The following is a 16,212-nucleotide window of genomic DNA, read 5'->3' as shown; positions in this document are numbered from 1 at the left end:
GCTCATGGGTTTACGTGGCGAGGCCGCGATCGTCGGGTACGTCGAACTGCCACCCGAACGAATGACCAAGGCGTCGCCCGCCCCCTTCGTCATCGAGCAATGGGCCGAACTCGGCGCCGCCGCGCTCGCCGATGCGGGACTGCCCTTCGAGGTTGTCGACGGCATCGTGGCGTCACATCTGGCCGAGTCGGAGATCTTCATCCCCTCCACCATCGCCGAATACCTCGGAGTGGGGGCGAGGTTCGCCGAACACGTGGACCTGGGTGGCGCCAGCGCCGCGGCCATGGTGTGGCGGGCCGCCGCAGCCGTCGAACTCGGCATCTGCGACGCCGTCTTGTGCGCGCTGCCCGCCCGGTACATCACCCCGATGTCGCCGAAGAAACCCAGATCGCTCGGCGACGCATTGTATTTCGGGTCGTCGAGCAACCAATACGGCTCTCCCCAGGCCGAATTCGAGATCCCCTACGGAAATCTCGGCCAGAACGGACCGTATGGCCAGGTCGCCCAACGCTACGCGGCGATCTACGGCTACGACGAGCGGGCGATGGCCAAGATCGTCGTCGACCAGCGCACCAACGCCAACCACACCGAGGGCGCGATTTGGAAGGACAAGCCGCTGACCGTCGATGACGTCCTGGCCAGCCCGGTCATCGCCGACCCGCTGCACATGCTGGAGATCGTGATGCCGTGTGTGGGGGGCGCCGCCGTCGTGGTCGCGAACGCCGACGTCGCCAGGCGCTCCCGCAATCGGCCGGTGTGGGTCAAGGGATTTGGCGAGCACGTGCCGTTCAAGACGCCGACCTACGCCCAGGACCTGCTGCAGACCCCGATCGCCGCCGCCGCCGACACGGCCTTCGCCATGACGGACCTGACCCGGGAGGAGATGGACATGGTTTCGATCTACGACTGCTACACCATCACCGTGCTGCTCTCCCTCGAAGACGCCGGATTCTGCGAGAAGGGCAAGGGGATGGAGTTCGTCGCCGGCCACGACCTCACGTTCCGCGGCGACTTCCCGCTCAACACCGCCGGCGGCCAATTAGGCTTCGGCCAGGCGGGTCTGGCCGGCGGCATGCACCACGTCTGCGACGCCACCCGCCAGATCATGGGCCGCGCCGGGGCGGCGCAGGTCGCCGACTGCCACCGCGCCTTCGTGTCCGGCAATGGCGGGATCCTGTCCGAGCAGACCACGCTCATCCTCGAGGGAGACTGATCACCGATGACCACCTTCGAGCGGCCGATGCCCGTCAAAACCCCTACCAGCGCGCCGTTTTGGGACGCGCTCGCGCAGCACCGCATCGTCATCCAGTATTCGCCGTCACTGCAGGCGTATGTGTTCTATCCGCGGGTGCGCGCGCCGCGCACCCTGGCCGACGACCTGGAATGGCGCGAGATCTCCGGGATGGGCACGCTGTACTCCTACACCGTGGCCCACCGGCCGGTCAGCCCGCACTTCGCCGATGCCGTGCCCCAGCTACTCGCCATCGTCGAATGGGACGAGGGCCCAAGGTTTTCCACCGAAATGGTCAATGTCGACCCGGCCCGCCTGCGGGTGGGGATGCGGGTGAAGCCGGTGTTCTGCGACTACCCGGAACACGACGTCACGCTCCTGCGTTACGAGCCAGCCGACTGATGCTCACGTCGACGCCCGCACCACCAGGTGGGCGATGTCCGTCAGCTCGGGGGAGGGCGGGGCGGGTTGCCCCAGCCGCTCGAAGACGGCGGCGAGGGCGGCGTCGGCGACCGCGCAGGGGTCGAACTGAACGGTGGTCAGCGGTGGGGTGCTGACCATGCCCATGGGACTCGCGTCGACACCCATCACCGCGAGGTCGCTCGGACAGCGCAGCCGCGCCCGATGGATGCCGTAGAGGACGAGGCAGGCGATCTCGTCGCTTTGGGCGCAGACGGCGGTGACCCCGTCGCCCACCCATCCGGTGACCACGTCGGCGGCGTTGTCCAGGGTGACCTGGTCGACTCGCACGGGTGGCAGGTCGCGCGCCTGCGCGGCCCGCGACACGCCTTCGAACCAGTAGTCGCCCAGCGGCCTCCAGCGGTCAACCCCGGTGTACGCGAAGGCGATTCGCCGATGGCCGCGCTCGACGAGGTGCTCGACTCGCATCTCGCCGACCGAAAGATGCGGGTTGTTGAGTGCGGGCAGTGTCCCGATCTCGATGTGCGGGATGCCGGCCTTGGCCACCGCCTCGCGGGCGGCCGCGCTCAGCGGGAACAGGCTGGTGATCGCGACCGGGTCCAGGTTCTCGATCGCATCGACGACATGATGATCGTCGTCGGTCTCGAAAACCTGGACCTGAAGCAGACCCTGGCGGGCCAGCGCCGTGGTCATGCGGCTGCCCGCCTGCATCGGCATCTCGCCCACGGCCACGTGCGGCACCACGTAGAGCACCACACCGCTTTTGCCGCGCGCGAGGTTGCGGGCGGCGAGGTTGGGCCGATAACCGAGGAGTTTGGCGGCGCGGTAGACGGCATCGCGGGTTTCGGGGGAGATCCGCCGGCCCTGCGCGTTGTTCAGCACGTAGCTGACCGTGGCGGTTGACACGCTGGCCAACCGGGCCACGTCCGCGGTGGTCGGACGCGCCGCCTTATTGCTGCTCAACTTCCGTCACCTTCCGGGCCCGGTCATGCCCCATGGTGGCATGCGAGACCCACCGGCACCGCAGGATGTCGTGTGGTGGAGCCGCATCACGTGGACTATTAGTCCACATGCGCCGGGAACCTCGTACCCGAGCCGCCGGGAACAGGACGCGAAGCCCGGCAGCGCCTTGTCTCGTTGCGATGCAGCGGAAGACGCGAGAGGGGCGCGCTATGTCCAACGCACCGCGCGTCGTTGACACTGTGATCGGCGCCATTATCTACTAGTCACTATAAATTGACCGAGGAGCGCGGCATGAACAAGGACGATCTGATCCTGATCAGCGTGGATGATCACATCGCCGAGCCGGCCGACATGTTCGACGCCCACGTTCCCGCCAAGTACAAGGACCGCGCCCCGCGGGTGGTCCTCGAACCCGACGGCGTCCAGCAGTGGTACTACGGCGAGGTGCGCGGCCGAAACATGGGCCTGAACGCCGTGGCCGGCAAGCCCCGCGAGATGTACAACATCGACGCCGCGCGCTACGACGAGATGCGGCCGGGCTGCTTCAACGTCGATGAGCGGGTCCGCGACATGAACGCCGGCGGGCAGCTGGCGGGGTTGAACTTTCCGAACTTCACCGGATTCTCCGGCCAGGTCCTCAACCAGGGCCCCGACCGCGAGGTCAACCTGGTGATGATCAAGGCCTACAACGACTGGCACGTCGACGAATGGTGCGGGGCGTACCCGGGCCGGTTCATCCCGTGCGGCATCCTGCCGCTGTTCGATGTGGCCGAGGCCGCCAAGGAAGTCAAACGCCTGGCCGACAAGGGTTGTCACGCCGTGACGTTCTCGGAGAATCCGGAAGCGTTGCAGATGCCCAGCATTCACACCAAGTACTGGTATCCGCTGTTCGAGGCCGCCTGCGAGAACAAGACGGTGCTGTGCACGCACGTCGGCTCCGCCTCCCGCTCCCCGCAGGTGTCGACCGACGCGCCGCCCAGCGTGCAGATGACGGCGTCGTCGATGATGAGCATGTTCACCTTCACCGAACTGATTTGGGCGGAGTTCTGGGCGGACTTCCCGCAACTGAAGTTCTCGCTCACCGAGGGCGACGTCGGCTGGATACCGTACTTCCTCTGGCGCGCCGAGCATGTGTACAACCGTCACTCGGGGTGGACACTGGCGACGTTCCCGCCCGGCTACAGTGGTCCCACCGATGTGTTCAAGCGGCATTTCTACACCTGCTTCATCAGTGACAAGGTCGGCGTCCACAACATGGAGTGGTTCAACGAGGACATGCTGTGCTGGGAGTCCGACTTCCCGCACTCCGACAGCAACTGGCCGTTCGCGCCGGAGGACATCATCGCCACCATGGGCCACCTCGACGACCGGGTCATCGACAAGATCACCCACGAAAACGCCATGGCCGCGTACTCATTCGACCCGTTCCAACACATCCCGAAGGAACAGGCGAGGGCCGGCCGGCTGCGCGCGCAGGCCACCGATGTCGACGTCGTCACCCACGTCGGCCGCCGAGCCAGCCAGCGTGACCGGGACGCGTGGACCCGGATGACACAGTTCGCCCTGCAGGCCGGAGCGGCCGCGCCCGTGACGGCCGAGGCGGCCGGCATCGCCGGACGCGCCACCACCCTGGGTAACTGAACGTGGCGGGTGCGGCGCCGTTCGCGGGTTGGCGCGTGCTGGAGTTGTGCAACGGACTGGCGGTGTCCTACTGCGGGAAGATGTTCGCCGACGCCGGGGCCGAGGTGGTGAAAATCGAATCCCCGCAGGGCGATTCGCTGCGCGCCTGGTCGGCGGCGGGCGGGCCACCGGGGGCGCTGTTCGGATATCTGGCCGCGGGCAAGAAGTCGGTGATCAACCGCGGCCAGGCAGAGGTCGCGTCGCTGCTGGCCGGCGCCGACCTCGTGCTCACCGACCTGACCGACGGATGGACGCTCGACGGCATCACCGCGCTCAGCGCCGCGTCGGCGGTGGTGGTGGCCGTGACACCGTTCGGCACCACCGGGCCCTACGCCGAAAACCAGGTCGCGGCCAACGAATTCATCCTGCAGGCACTGTGCGGATCGATCGCCGGGCGGGGCTGGCCGGACGACGAACCGGTGCAAGCCGGCGGGCGGCTCGGGGAATGGCTGGCGGGCACGTTCGCCGCGGCGGCCGCCGCGGCCACGGCGCGGCACGCCGCCCGAAGCGGCCGCGGCCGGGTCATCGACGTCTCGACGTACGAGGCCATGGTGATCGCCATGGGCGGCCTGTCGGCGATGTCGGCGAGCGTGCTGGGCCCCGATTCGCTGCTACACGAACGCAGTTTGGAGCTGCCGTCGATCGTTCCCACCGCCGACGGCATGGTCGGCTTCTGCACCATCACCGCGCAGCAGTTCCAGGACTTCCTGGTGATGATCGACCGCGCCGATCTCGTCGGCGACGCCGAGCTGGCGTCCTTCGCCGGACGGGTCGCGCGCCGCGACGAGTTCCTGGACATGGTCACCGCCTGGACCAGAAGCCGCACCACCCAGGAGATCGTCGACGTCGCCGTGGCCTTCCGGATTCCGGTCGCCCCCATAGCGTCTCCCGAGATGCTGCCCAAACTGGACCACTTCGTGGAACGCGGCGTGTTCGTCGAATCGCGGGACGGGGTGCTGGCGCCGCGGGTGCCGTATCGCAGCGAGGCTATGGCGACCAGGCCGCCCAGGCAGCCCCCGGCGCTCGGCGCCGACAACGCACGGCTGCACTGGCCGCCGCGACCCCAATCGCCCCGCACCGACGAGGCCGACGCGCTTCCGCTGTCCGACGTGCTTCCGCTGTCCGACGTGCGGATCACCGATTTCACCGCGTTCTGGGCCGGCCCGGTCGCCACGCAACTGCTCGGCGCCCTGGGCGCCGACGTGATCAAGGTCGAGGGCGTCCGGCGGCCCGACGGCATGCGGTTCTCCGCGGGCCGCCCGCCCGACTGGGATCAATGGTGGGAGTGGGGCCCGGTCTTCTTGTGCAGCAACAACAACAAGCGCGGGGTCAGCGTCGATCTGGGCACCGATGCCGGGCGATCCGTCGCGCTGGAACTCATCGCCGCCAGCGATCTGCTCATCGAGAACTTCTCGCCCCGGGTGATGGCGAACTTCGGCCTGGAATGGGACGCGGTCCGCGCCGCCAACCCACACGCCATCATGGTGCGGATGCCCGCCTTCGGCCTCGATGGCCCGTGGCGCGACCGCGTCGGCTTCGCGCAGACGATGGAGCAGGCGACCGGCATGGCGTGGATGACCGGCCACGCCGACGGTCCGCCCGTGATTCCGCGCGGAGTGTGCGACCCGATCGCCGGCCTGCACGCCGCCTTCGCCGCCGTGGCCGCACTGGCGATCCGCGACCGCGAGGGTGCCGGCATGCAGGTCGAATCGACCATGGTCGAGGCGGCGCTCAACGTGGCCGCCGAAATGCTGGTCGAGTACTCGCGCAACGGAATCGCCCTGCGGCGCAATGGGAACCGCGGCCCCGGCGCATCCCCCCAGGGCGTGTACCGCTGCCGCGGCGACGACGAATGGGTCGCGCTCGCCGCGCTGGACACCGCCGCCCGGGCGTCGCTGGCCGGACTGCTCGACCAGCCGGATCTACACGACACCGCGTGGGACGAACGGGCCGACGACATCGACAAATTGATCTGCGCCTGGGCCGCCACGCGCTCGGTGACCGAAGCGGTCGACGCGCTGCGCGCCGCCGGCGTGGCCGCCGCGCGCGTCACCCCCGCCGCGGCGCTGCTGACCGACCCGCACCTGCACGCACGCGGCTTCTGGGAGACGGTCGACCATCCCGTCGCCGGTTCTTTCCTGTGCACCGGAATGCCTTTCGCATTCCTCGACCGGCCGAGGCGCTGGATCCGGCGGGTGCCACCGCTCTACGGGCAGCACACCCAAGAGGTACTCACCGACATTCTCGGGCACAGCGAAGCGGACCTGGCCGACCTGCGGCGCTCGGGCACCATCAGCGACCGGCCGGCGGGCCTGTGACATGGCGGTCAGCCTGTGCGTGCCGCCCCGCGCCGGGGAGCTGTGCGCGCCGGTGCGCTTCTTGGTGCGCCGGGATTCCGTGGTGATGGAGCTGACCGCCCGCCACCGCATCACCAGCGTGGAATGGGACGAGGACGAACACGCGGTGGCGATGGTCGTCGAGATCACCGACCCGCAGACGGCGCGACCGGTGGACGTGCGGATCGACGTCGTGGCAGTGGCCGGCACCGATCACAGCCCCGCGCCCGGCACCATCATCGGCACCATCACCCGCGACGGGAGACGATACGAGGTCAGGGGCACCTACCTGGGTGTCGTCGCGGACGAAAACTGAACGGCGGTAACGGGAATGGAACATCGGTGAGCGCGACGAGGCGCACCGCGGCGATCGTCGGGGTGCACAACACCCGGCAGGGACGTCGGTTGGACGGCGAAACGTCGCGCGGCCTGGCGATCAAGGCGATCCTAGGCGCGCTCGACGATGCCGGGCTGACCCTCGACGACGTCGACGGCATCAGCGCGAGCCCGCAGTCGACCTCGTTGATCTACGACCTGCGGATCGGCCCGGCCTGGCAGGGCCTGGCCTTCGGGGTCGGCATGATCACCGAGGCGGTCACCGCGATCGAGCACGGCATGGCGGACGTGGTGGTGCTGGTCGCGGCGCAGGCCGGCGAATACCGCGACCACGAGGCCACCGCGCCGTGGACCCGGCCCGAAAACGAATTCGTCGCGCCCTGGGGCATGTTCACCACCGCCGAATTCGCGCTCATCGCCCGGCGCCACATGCACGTCTACGGCACCACGCGCGAACAACTCTCGCTCGTCGCCGCGACCATCCGCAACAACGGTTCGCGCAACCCAGAAGCCGTCTACTACCAGCGGGGCCCGTTCGCGCCGGAGGACATCACCGCGTCGCGCCCCATCGCGGACCCGTTCCATCTCCTGGACTGCGCGACCACGTCCGAAGGCGGGTGCGCGCTCGTCGTGGCCAACGTCGACGCCATCGACGTCAAGAGTCAACCCATCTACGTCCTGGGCAGCGGCGCGGACTTTCACGGTCCCTCCTACCAGCACCCACCGGCGTACGACCTGGCCGGGCGGCGCGGCGATCACGTGAACGGTGTGGTGGGCCGGCGCGCGGCCGAGTGCGCATTCACCCACGCCGGGCTGCGCCGCGAAGACGTCGACGTGCTGGAACTCTACGACCCGTTCTCCTTCGAAATCATCCGCCAGCTCGAGGCATTCGGCTTCTGCGGCGACGGCGAGGGCGGGCCGTTCGTCGCCGATGGCCACATCGCCATCGACGGCAGCCATCCGATCACCACCGACGGGGGGACCATGTCGTTCAGCCACGCGGGCTCCAACCCGCAGATGATGCAGCGCGCCATCCGAGCGGTTCAGCAGTTGCGCGGCCAGGCCGGCGATCTTCAAGTCCCCGATGCGCATATCGCGTTGTGTAGCAACGGGGGAGCGGGGGCGTTGTTCACGACGGTACTGATTTTGGGAGACGAGCCACGGTGACCTCTGATCCATTGCGACCCCAAACCGGCCCCGTCCCGCACGCGAGCAGCCAGGTCAGCGTGCCGTTCTGGGAGGGCTGCCGGTCGCGGCAGCTGCGTTATCAGCGTTGCGCGGGGTGTGGCCTGGCGAACTTTCCCCCGACCGAGCATTGCCGCCAATGCCTTTCGCAGGTCGTCGACTGGCGGGAGGGCAGCGGTCGCGGCGAGATCTACAGCTGGACGGTGGTTTATCGGCCGGTGACACCCGAGTTCGAACCGCCGTATGCGCCGGCGATCGTCACGCTCGACGAGGGCTATCAGATGCTGACCAACGTCGTCGGTGTGCCGCCGGAGGACATCGAGGTCGGCCTGCGCGTGCGGGTGCGATTCCACGACGTCGGTCCCGGCGTGACGCTTCCGTACTTCACCGCGGAAGGAACCGACAGTTCGTGAGTCCCCGTACCAGCAACGGACTTCCGGTCACCGCCTACCTGGTCCTGGGCGTGCTGGCGGCCAACGACGAGCAACTCACCGCCGGCGAGATCAAGATGCGCGCCGAACTGTCCGTCGGCCACTTCTACTGGTCCCCGTCGGTCAGCCACGTGCGGCGCGAACTGACCAGGCTGCTGGCCCGGGGAATGGTCAGCGAGACCGGCGCCCAGTCCGGCAAGCGCGCCATCACCCTGTACGAGACCACCGAGGCCGGGCTCGACGCGCTGCGCCGCTGGGTGCAGCACTTCCCGGGGCAGGACCAAGTGGTCATCAAACACCCCGTCATCCTCAAAACCTGGCTGGCCCGCGGCGAGGACCCCGAACACGTCCTGGACACCCTGGACCGCCATCTCGACGCGACCCGGGCCCGCCTCGACGAGGCGCTGTGGTCGCGGCAGCGTTCCCGCGAGCTCGGCATCACCGACGACCCCGAACAGCGCTACTCCTTCGCCGTTTTGGACTACGCGATCCGCGGGCTGTACGCGGAGATCTCCAACATCACCCAGCTGCGCGACGAGATCGCCGCCGGCACCACCCGCGATCCGGTCAAACGGGTGCGACGGTCGAAGGGGCAGATCCGCCGTAGGGAGCCCCGGAGCCCGTGACCGCATAGGCTGTCCCGCGGGATTCGCGCTCCCACAACACTTCTCCCTGCCCGATCGCGGTTCCCTGGGCGATCAACTGGCGCTTGAGCACCTTGTGGGTGGCGGTGCTGGGCAGGTCGGCGGCGATGCGGACGTAGCGTGGGCGCGCCTTGGGGGACAGGTCGGGCTGGGCGTCGAGGAACGCTTCGAATTCGTCGGGCGCCAGCGTGTGGCCGTCGTTGAGCACGACGGCTGCCATCACTTGATCGCCGACATGGCCGTCCGCGACGGCGTAGACCGCGACCCGGTTGATCGCGCTGTGGCGCAACAGGATCCGCTCGATGGGCGCGGCGGCCAGGTTCTCGCCGTCGACCCGCATCCAGTCGGCGGTGCGGCCGGCCAGGTAGATCCAGCCGTCGGAGTCGCGGTAGGCGAGGTCTCCGGACCAGTACATGCCGTGGCGCATGCGCTCGGCGTTGGCGTCCGGATCGTTGTAGTAGCCGGTGAAGAAACCCGAGCCGGCCGTGTTCACCAGCTCGCCCACCGCTTCGTCGGCGTTGACGAGTGCCCCGTCGGCGTCGAACCGGGCGACCGCGCATTCGGTGACGGTATCGCTGTGGTAGATGGCCACCCCGTCGGCGCCCCGCCCGATGGAGCCCTTGGGCGTGCCGGGTTCGCGGATCACGATGACGGCGTTCTCGGTCGACCCGAAGCCGTCCTCGACCTGCACACCGAACCGGCGCGCGAACTCCTCGATGTCCTTGTCGTTGGCCTCGTTGCCGAACGCCACCCGCAGCGGATTGTCGGCGTCGTCGTCGCGTTCGGCGGTGGCCAGGATGTAGGCCAGCGGCTTGCCGACGTAGTTCATGTAGGTGGCGCCGTGGCGGCGGATGTCGTCGAGGAAGTTGCTCGCCGAGAACTTCGCCGGCACGATCGCGGCACCCGAGCACACCGCCGGCGCCCATCCCGCGACCACCGCGTTGGAATGAAACAGCGGCATCGACACGTAACAGGTGTCCTGGTCGGTGAGGGTGAATCGCTCGGCCAGGCTGAGCCCGGCGACCGTGGCCATGAAGTGAGATACCTGCACCGCCTTGGGATTTCCGCTCGTTCCCGACGTGAAGATCATCATGAAGGCGTCCATCGCGGTGACCTGCCGATGCGGAGTGAGCTCGCCGGCGGAGTCGATGAGCTCGGCCCACTGCGGCGTCGAGGTGTCGAGGACGCGCGTGTCCGCCAGGTCCAGGCCGTCCAGCAGCGGGCGGTGCTCGGCGTCGGTCACCACGAACTGGCAGTCCGCGCGGCGGATGTCGGCGGCCAGCGCCTCGCCACGGCGGGTGGTGTTCAGGCCGCACAGCACGTAGCCGCCGAGCCCGGCCGCCGCCATCTGGCTCAGCATCTCGGGGGTGTTGCCCAGCAGGGCGCCGACGTGCACCGGCCGGGACGGATCGGCGGCGGCCAGCAGGGCCGCGGCCCGCGCCGTCGAGCCCTCCAGATACTGACGCCAACTCCATTGCGCATCACCGTATTTCACCGCGATCGATGAATCGGATAGGCGCTTGCGCAGCAGCGCTTGAATCGTGTCGTCAGCCATCGGTCCGATTCACCCTCACTCTGCCTACCCTACGAGACGAGACGGTCCGTCTTATAGTAGCGGCCGGCGGCGGGCGGCGTGCCGCCTAGCCACCCACCATCATCAGGCCGCCGTCCACCGCCAGCAGTTGCCCTGTGATGAAGCCCGAGCCGGAACCGGCCAGAAACACCAACATCGGCCCGAGGTCGCGGGTGGGGTCCCCCAGCGTCCCGCCCAGCGGGATCATCATCTTCATCTGCTGATCGATCAGGGCGGCGGCGTCGGGGCCGAGAAAGTCGCGCAGCCGGTCGGCACCCGGCGTCTGCACGGCGGGAGCCAGGGCGTTGACGGTGACGTTGTCGGCGGCCCAGGCCTTGGCGGCCGACCGCGTCCACGCCTGCACCGCGCCCTTGGTCGCGGCGTAGACGGCCGAGATCGGGCTGCCCATAACGGCTTCCGACGAGCCGAAGTTGATGATCCGTCCGCCCTTGGGGTCCTGGTCCCTCATGACGGCGTAGGCGGCCTGGTTGGTGAGGATGGTTGCCTTGACGTTGGTGTCCAACAGGAACGAGATGTCGTCGGCGCCGATATAGCCGGGGATGCCGGCCTGCCAGAGCCCCGCGGCGTTCACCAGCACGTCGAGCCCGCCCAGGTGGTGCGCCGCGTCCGTGACCGTCGCCGAGACGCCGTCGGGATCACGCGCGTCGCACTGAAACCACTTGGCGGCGAGGCCTTCCGGCGGCGGCGTCCGGTGATAGGTCGCGGCCACCTCGGCGCCCGCCTCGATCAGGACCCCTACCGCGGCGGCGCCGATGCCGGTGGCGGCGCCGGTCACCAGGATCCGCCGGCCTTGCAGGACATGTTCCATGCCCGCGAGCGTAACGCCATGGCGAAATCCCGCTCGGATCTCCGCCGTGGCGTTACGACCGCGAAGCAGAACGCGTTACGCGCGCACCGCGACCGTCGACAGCAGATCGGCCAGGCGGTCCGGCTGGTCGACCATGGAGAACGTCCGCGCCCCGGCGATCACCTCGAGGCGGGCGTTGGGGATGGTCGCCGCCAGCCGGGCGCCGTCCTCCTGCTCGAAGAACACGTCGTCGGCCGACCATGCGACGAGCGTCGGCTTGTCGAAGTCGTACAGCCTGGCCGCCACCGTCGTCGTCACCTCGGGGCGCATGGAAAGGGTGAACTGGCGCAGGTCCTCGGCGACCGCCGGCAGCGACTGCGCCGGGCGCACCCAGAGCTCGGTGAGGTCGTCGATGTTGCGGTGCGCCAGGCCGTCGAACGCGCGCTTGCGCACCGTGGGCACCCGCATGGCCTGGGCGACGGCCCGGAACGTCGTCTTCGACTTGGCCGCCAGGATCACCGGTTTGAGGATCGGCGGTGGAAAGTGTTCGAACGCATCGCAACTCGTGAGCACCAGCGCACCCAGCCGCTCGCGGTGGTGCACGGCGACCAACTGGGTGACGACGCCGCCGGTGTCGTTGCCGACCAGCACCACGTCCTCGAGGTTGAGCGCGGCGAGTGCCTCGGCGACCATGGCCGCCACGCCGGTGATGGTGCGATCGGCGCCGCGGCGCAGCGGCTCGGGGTGTGCGCCCAGCGGCCAGGTCGGGGCGATGCACCGCAATCCGCGGGCGGCCAGCCGTTCGCTGACCTGGCGCCACAGTTGGCCGCCCATCATGTAACCGTGCACGAAGACCACGGGCCTGCCGTTCTCGGGTCCGGTTGCTTCGTAATGGATGGTTCCGGCACTAATGTCGATCGTCGACATATGAGGACTCCTACGTCAGAGATACACTTACAAACAGGCTGTCTGTTCGTAAGTTACCAACAGGTTGTATGGAAAGCAAGAGACGCACCCAGGAGGAGCGCTCCGCGGCCACCCGCGAGGCGCTGATCGCGGCTGCCCGCAAACTCTGGGGCCTGCGGGGATACGCCGACGTGGGAACGCCCGAAATCGCCTCGGCCGCCGGGGTCACCCGCGGCGCGATGTATCACCAATTCGCCGACAAGGCGGCGCTGTTCCGTGAGGTCGTCGAGGTCGTCGAGCAGGATGTGATGGCGCGGATGGCCGTGGTGGTCGCCGAGTCGGGGGCGGCGACGCCGACGGCCGCGGTCCGGGGCGCGGTCGACGCCTGGCTCGAGGTGTCCGCCGATCCCGAAGTGCGGCAACTGATCCTGCTGGACGCGCCGAGCGTGCTCGGCTGGGCGGGATTCCGCGACGTCGCACAGCGGTACAGCCTGGGCATGACCGAGCAGATGCTCACCGAGGCGATCCGGGCCGGCGAGTTGGCCGAGCAGCCGGTGCGGCCGCTGGCGCACGTGCTCATCGGCGCGCTCGACGAGGCCGCGATGGTCATCGCCACCGCCGATGACCCGGACCGCACGCGCGACGAGACCCGGGAAGTGCTGCACCGGCTCATCGACGGGATGTTCGACGCGCGCTGACGAGGCGGTCAGTCACCGCGCACGTGCGCGACGCCGGCGATGACGCCCTGGATGAGCCGGTCGAGGTGCTCGGGGTCGTCGACGGCCGGCTGGCCCGCGACGAAGGTCAGCATGATCCCGTTGATGAAGGCCAGGGTGGCGGTCGCCTGGTCGTCGACCAATGCCGGATCCGGCGCGCTGCCCTCGGGGTGCCACTGGGTGACGACGTCGCGGGCCAGGGCGTAGAGCCGGTCCGCCGACTCACTAAGGGCCGCGGCCAGTTCCGGGTCCCGGCCGGCCAGCAGCGCCAGCTCGTAGCGGGCCTTGGCGCGGGTGAGCCAGGGTTCGCTGTTGACGTACATGACGATGCGGGCCAGGCCGGCGGTGCCGGTGAACTGGGTGGCGTGATCCTCGGCCAGTTCGGCCATCATCGAAAAGTCGGCGACGTCGAGTTCGGCCAGCCGGGTGGCGATGGCGTGCACCAGCGCCCGGCGGGTCCGGAAATAAAACGATGTGGTGCCGGCCGGCACGCCCGCGTGGTCGTCGACTTTCGGGTGACTGACCCCGTGCACCCCGTTGCTGCCCAGCAATTCGATCGCGGCGTCGGCGAGTTGGCGGCGCCGCTCGGGCGCGTTGTGCTTTCTGCGTGCAGCGATGCGCCCCAGTTTATCGGCGCCGACTTAGCCCGCGCTTTAGAACTGACCGCAGTTCGGCGTGGTGGGCTCGCCGTTGAAGCGGGCGGCGATCCATTGCATCGCCGGTTCGCCGTCGACCAGCATCGGCAGCGCGTGGTTGATGACGAGCTTGTTGAGGAACGGCGGCTCTTCGTTGGTGCGGAATTCGACGTCGGCGTCCTGGGCACACCAGTCGCGCCCGAGCTGGTTGGCCGCGGTCCACGGCACCAGCGGGTCGTAGCGATTGCTGTCGATCATCACCGGCGCGTTCGGTTTGAAGCGGCCGAGCCGTTGCGCCTCGAACAGGCTGTTGAACGGCTCCTCGTTCACCAGCTGATTGATGTCCTCGGTGAAGTAGGGCTGTATGTGACGAAACATGAAGTCCAGCAACGTCTGTCCGACGCATTGGCGTGACACCGATTCCAGCATCGCCAACCCGCGCGGCGTCATCTTGGAGCGAATGATGTCGGCGAACTCGGGATAGGCGGCCATGACGCTGTTGAGCGCGTACCCGACGACGCCGACCAGCGCGCTGCCGTCGGCGTAGGGCAACAGCTCCTTGAGGTCGGCGGGTGGCGCCCCGGCGTAGGTGCCCACGATGTGAAGGTCGGGGGCGTATTGCGAGGCGAGCTCGGCCGCCGACGCGGTCGCGCCGCCGCCCTGCGAATAGCCCCAAAACGCCACGGGCCCATGCGGATCCAGCGACGTGCCGGGTAGGCGCATGGCGGCGCGGGCGGCATCGAGCACCGCCTGTCCCTCGGCCACCCGCCCCACATACGTGTGCATCGGCGCGGTGCCCAGGCCCTCGTAGTCGGTCATCACAATGGCGAAGCCGCGCGCGACCATGGTGGCGACGAACAGTTCCTCGTAGTTGAACATGATGTCCCAGCCACCCGAATAGTGAATGCCCTGGTTGAACATTCGCGACGGCGCACACTGATTGCCCTGCCCCTGGGTACCCGGCGCGTAACTGATCAACGGGCGCGGCCCGGCGCCCGGCCAGTCGTTGTAGGGCTCGAAATAGGTGCCCGTCACCGCGATCGGGTTGCCCCGGGTGTCGGTGCTGCGGTACATGATTCGCGTGCCGGACGCCATGATCGCGCCCAGCTGGCCGGAGGGCTCCAGCACCAGTCGCGACGGTTCGGTGCGGATCAGGTCGCCGGGTTGACCGGGCGGCAGCGGATCCGGCGCGGCATAAAAGTCCGCGTACTGCGGCTCGTCCCCGCCGTCGGCGCGCGCAATTCCGGTGCCCACCAGAGCCGAAGCAATTATCAGCAGTACTGTGAATACTCCCCCGGCCCGATGCATTACGGAACGGTAACAATGGACCGCCCGCCAGCGGAAGAGCAATCTCTAATTTTTTAGAGATCTCGCGGTTAACGGAATTCCGGCCACCTCTTCCGCCCAGGGGCTCGGCTCACCGGAGCGCGGCTTCTGCGCGAGCGCCGACCGGGGGATCCACGCGAGACGTCGAAGACGTTGTCGGCCAACGAGTCCGCACCCGGCGCCGGCGGTAGCCGCCGTCAGGGTGTCTTGAGGAACACGTCGTTGAGCGTGACCGTGCGCAGGTTGCGGTCGCGGATGATGTCGACGAGCTGCGGATAGACGTGCGTCACCGGCAGATGATTGAGGTGCCCGATCACGATGGCCTGCGGCGTGAAGTACTGGTCGGCCATCTGCACGATGTAGTCCTCGGTGATCAACGTCGAATCCGACAGCGAACCCGACCACAAGGTGGGCACCTTGTAACCGAGGTCGGCGGCCACGGCATCCACGGCGGCGTTGCGCTTGGCGTAGGGCGGGCGCCAATAGGGTTTCGCGCCGATGCCGTACGTCTTCTTCAAGAACGTGTCGTTTCGTGTGAGCTGTTCGGCGACTTGCTCTTTGGTCAGTGTGGTCAGGTCCGGGTGTGACCAGGTGTGGTTGCCGAGTTGGATCTGCCCGCTGTCGACCAACGGCCGGAGCAGCTCGGAGTTTTCGGTCCACGAGTCGTAGATCCCGTTCACGAAGTACGTCAGCCGCACGCCGGTGTCCCTGGCAAACTGCGTGTAGGCACGCACCACTTCGCTGTTCACGCCGTCGTCGACGGTCAGCGCGAGCAGGTCGCCTTCGCCCGGGAGCTTCATCAATGCGCCGCCGCCGGGCAGGGGGATGCGGGCGCTGAGCGGCGGGGGCGGCAGCAGGGCCTGCGGCGCGGTCGGGCCCGAAGTCGGTATGTCGACGCCGGGCGTCTGGGCGAACGTGCGCGGCTGCGGGTCGACGATGAGCCGCGCCGTCCCGACGCCGGCAACCACCGACGCGGCGAGCGATCCAAGAAACTGGCGGCGGTTCATGGCTGCGAAGGGGCG

The 16,212-nt window shown here is 68.5% G+C and carries 16 protein-coding genes; 9 read left to right on the top strand and 7 right to left on the bottom strand.

Annotated features, from left to right (window positions below):
• Positions 1–4 precede the first annotated feature (4 nt).
• Both OCQ_RS25325 and OCQ_RS25320 read left to right on the top strand, forming a co-directional pair.
• Positions 5–1,213: a thiolase family protein gene (locus OCQ_RS25325; RefSeq protein ID WP_014386120.1), complete on the top strand. Its 1,209-nt coding sequence runs from the start codon at positions 5–7 to the stop codon at positions 1,211–1,213.
• Between the two features lie 6 nt (positions 1,214–1,219).
• Positions 1,220–1,633: a Zn-ribbon domain-containing OB-fold protein gene (locus OCQ_RS25320; RefSeq protein WP_009953149.1), complete on the top strand. Its 414-nt coding sequence runs from the start codon at positions 1,220–1,222 to the stop codon at positions 1,631–1,633.
• Positions 1,634–1,636: 3 nt separating this feature from the next.
• Here the strand turns inward: OCQ_RS25320 and OCQ_RS25315 are convergent, their stop codons facing one another.
• Positions 1,637–2,614: a LacI family DNA-binding transcriptional regulator gene (locus OCQ_RS25315; RefSeq protein WP_038538275.1), complete on the bottom strand. Its 978-nt coding sequence runs from the start codon at positions 2,612–2,614 to the stop codon at positions 1,637–1,639.
• 291 nt (positions 2,615–2,905) lie between these two features.
• Between OCQ_RS25315 and OCQ_RS25310 the strand changes: the two genes are divergently transcribed.
• From OCQ_RS25310 to OCQ_RS25285, 6 genes are read left to right on the top strand one after another with little or no spacing between them, the layout of a single operon-like run.
• Positions 2,906–4,255, top strand: coding sequence for an amidohydrolase family protein (locus tag OCQ_RS25310; RefSeq protein ID WP_041785330.1), 1,350 nt, complete (start codon positions 2,906–2,908; stop codon positions 4,253–4,255).
• A gap of 2 nt (positions 4,256–4,257) precedes the next feature.
• Positions 4,258–6,612: a CaiB/BaiF CoA-transferase family protein gene (locus tag OCQ_RS25305; RefSeq protein ID WP_014386117.1), complete on the top strand. Its 2,355-nt coding sequence runs from the start codon at positions 4,258–4,260 to the stop codon at positions 6,610–6,612.
• A gap of 1 nt (position 6,613) precedes the next feature.
• Positions 6,614–6,946, top strand: coding sequence for a hypothetical protein (locus OCQ_RS25300; RefSeq protein WP_014386116.1), 333 nt, complete (start codon positions 6,614–6,616; stop codon positions 6,944–6,946).
• 26 nt (positions 6,947–6,972) lie between these two features.
• Complete coding sequence (locus OCQ_RS25295; RefSeq protein WP_008262386.1) at positions 6,973–8,133, top strand: thiolase family protein; 1,161 nt, start codon at positions 6,973–6,975, stop codon at positions 8,131–8,133.
• Entirely contained in the window at positions 8,130–8,564 is a 435-nt protein-coding gene (locus OCQ_RS25290) for a Zn-ribbon domain-containing OB-fold protein (protein WP_014712579.1), read from the top strand. Before OCQ_RS25295 ends, OCQ_RS25290 begins: the two co-directional genes overlap by 4 nt.
• On the top strand, positions 8,561–9,208 hold the full coding sequence (locus tag OCQ_RS25285; protein ID WP_008262381.1) for a MarR family transcriptional regulator: 648 nt from the start codon (positions 8,561–8,563) through the stop codon (positions 9,206–9,208). Before OCQ_RS25290 ends, OCQ_RS25285 begins: the two co-directional genes overlap by 4 nt.
• On the opposite strand, the gene fadD1 is transcribed toward OCQ_RS25285, so the two are convergent.
• The 3 genes from fadD1 to OCQ_RS25270 all read right to left on the bottom strand — a co-directional run bounded on the left by fadD1 (position 9,150) and on the right by OCQ_RS25270 (position 12,534).
• A complete protein-coding gene (fadD1, locus tag OCQ_RS25280) occupies positions 9,150–10,781 on the bottom strand; it encodes a fatty-acid--CoA ligase FadD1 (protein WP_014386114.1) in 1,632 nt (543 codons plus the stop codon). The genes OCQ_RS25285 and fadD1 overlap by 59 nt on opposite strands.
• Before the next feature lie 85 nt (positions 10,782–10,866).
• Entirely contained in the window at positions 10,867–11,628 is a 762-nt protein-coding gene (locus OCQ_RS25275) for an SDR family NAD(P)-dependent oxidoreductase (protein WP_014386113.1), read from the bottom strand.
• Between the two features lie 75 nt (positions 11,629–11,703).
• Positions 11,704–12,534, bottom strand: a complete 831-nt coding sequence (locus OCQ_RS25270) for an alpha/beta fold hydrolase (protein ID WP_014386112.1) — start codon at positions 12,532–12,534, stop codon at positions 11,704–11,706.
• 68 nt (positions 12,535–12,602) lie between these two features.
• Here OCQ_RS25270 and OCQ_RS25265 point away from each other — a divergent pair, with 68 nt between their 5' ends.
• A complete protein-coding gene (locus tag OCQ_RS25265; RefSeq protein ID WP_014383532.1) occupies positions 12,603–13,211 on the top strand; it encodes a TetR/AcrR family transcriptional regulator in 609 nt (202 codons plus the stop codon).
• Positions 13,212–13,219: 8 nt separating this feature from the next.
• On the opposite strand, the gene OCQ_RS25260 is transcribed toward OCQ_RS25265, so the two are convergent.
• The 3 genes from OCQ_RS25260 to OCQ_RS25250 all read right to left on the bottom strand — a co-directional run bounded on the left by OCQ_RS25260 (position 13,220) and on the right by OCQ_RS25250 (position 16,197).
• A complete protein-coding gene (locus tag OCQ_RS25260; protein WP_009953164.1) occupies positions 13,220–13,780 on the bottom strand; it encodes a TetR/AcrR family transcriptional regulator in 561 nt (186 codons plus the stop codon).
• Positions 13,781–13,882: 102 nt separating this feature from the next.
• Positions 13,883–15,172 carry a lipase family protein gene (locus OCQ_RS25255; protein ID WP_026071104.1) on the bottom strand — a complete coding sequence of 430 codons (1,290 nt, stop codon included), beginning with the start codon at positions 15,170–15,172 and terminating at the stop codon, positions 13,883–13,885.
• A 215-nt stretch (positions 15,173–15,387) separates the two neighbouring features.
• Complete coding sequence (locus OCQ_RS25250; RefSeq protein WP_008262367.1) at positions 15,388–16,197, bottom strand: polysaccharide deacetylase family protein; 810 nt, start codon at positions 16,195–16,197, stop codon at positions 15,388–15,390.
• Between the last annotated feature and the right edge of the window lie 15 nt (positions 16,198–16,212).

Source organism: Mycobacterium paraintracellulare, assembly GCF_000276825.1.
GTDB lineage: Bacteria > Actinomycetota > Actinomycetes > Mycobacteriales > Mycobacteriaceae > Mycobacterium > Mycobacterium intracellulare.
This window is presented reverse-complemented; position numbering and strand designations above follow the sequence as displayed.

Coding starts and splice junctions, on each gene's coding strand:
- OCQ_RS25325 (WP_014386120.1), top strand. CDS start 5: ATGGGTTTACGTGGCGAGGCCGCGATCGTCGGGTACGTCGAACTGCCA.
- OCQ_RS25320 (WP_009953149.1), top strand. CDS start 1,220: ATGACCACCTTCGAGCGGCCGATGCCCGTCAAAACCCCTACCAGCGCG.
- OCQ_RS25310 (WP_041785330.1), top strand. CDS start 2,906: ATGAACAAGGACGATCTGATCCTGATCAGCGTGGATGATCACATCGCC.
- OCQ_RS25300 (WP_014386116.1), top strand. CDS start 6,614: ATGGCGGTCAGCCTGTGCGTGCCGCCCCGCGCCGGGGAGCTGTGCGCG.
- fadD1 (WP_014386114.1), bottom strand. CDS start 10,781: ATGGCTGACGACACGATTCAAGCGCTGCTGCGCAAGCGCCTATCCGAT.
- OCQ_RS25275 (WP_014386113.1), bottom strand. CDS start 11,628: ATGGAACATGTCCTGCAAGGCCGGCGGATCCTGGTGACCGGCGCCGCC.
- OCQ_RS25270 (WP_014386112.1), bottom strand. CDS start 12,534: ATGTCGACGATCGACATTAGTGCCGGAACCATCCATTACGAAGCAACC.
- OCQ_RS25265 (WP_014383532.1), top strand. CDS start 12,603: ATGGAAAGCAAGAGACGCACCCAGGAGGAGCGCTCCGCGGCCACCCGC.
- OCQ_RS25255 (WP_026071104.1), bottom strand. CDS start 15,172: ATGCATCGGGCCGGGGGAGTATTCACAGTACTGCTGATAATTGCTTCG.
- OCQ_RS25250 (WP_008262367.1), bottom strand. CDS start 16,197: ATGAACCGCCGCCAGTTTCTTGGATCGCTCGCCGCGTCGGTGGTTGCC.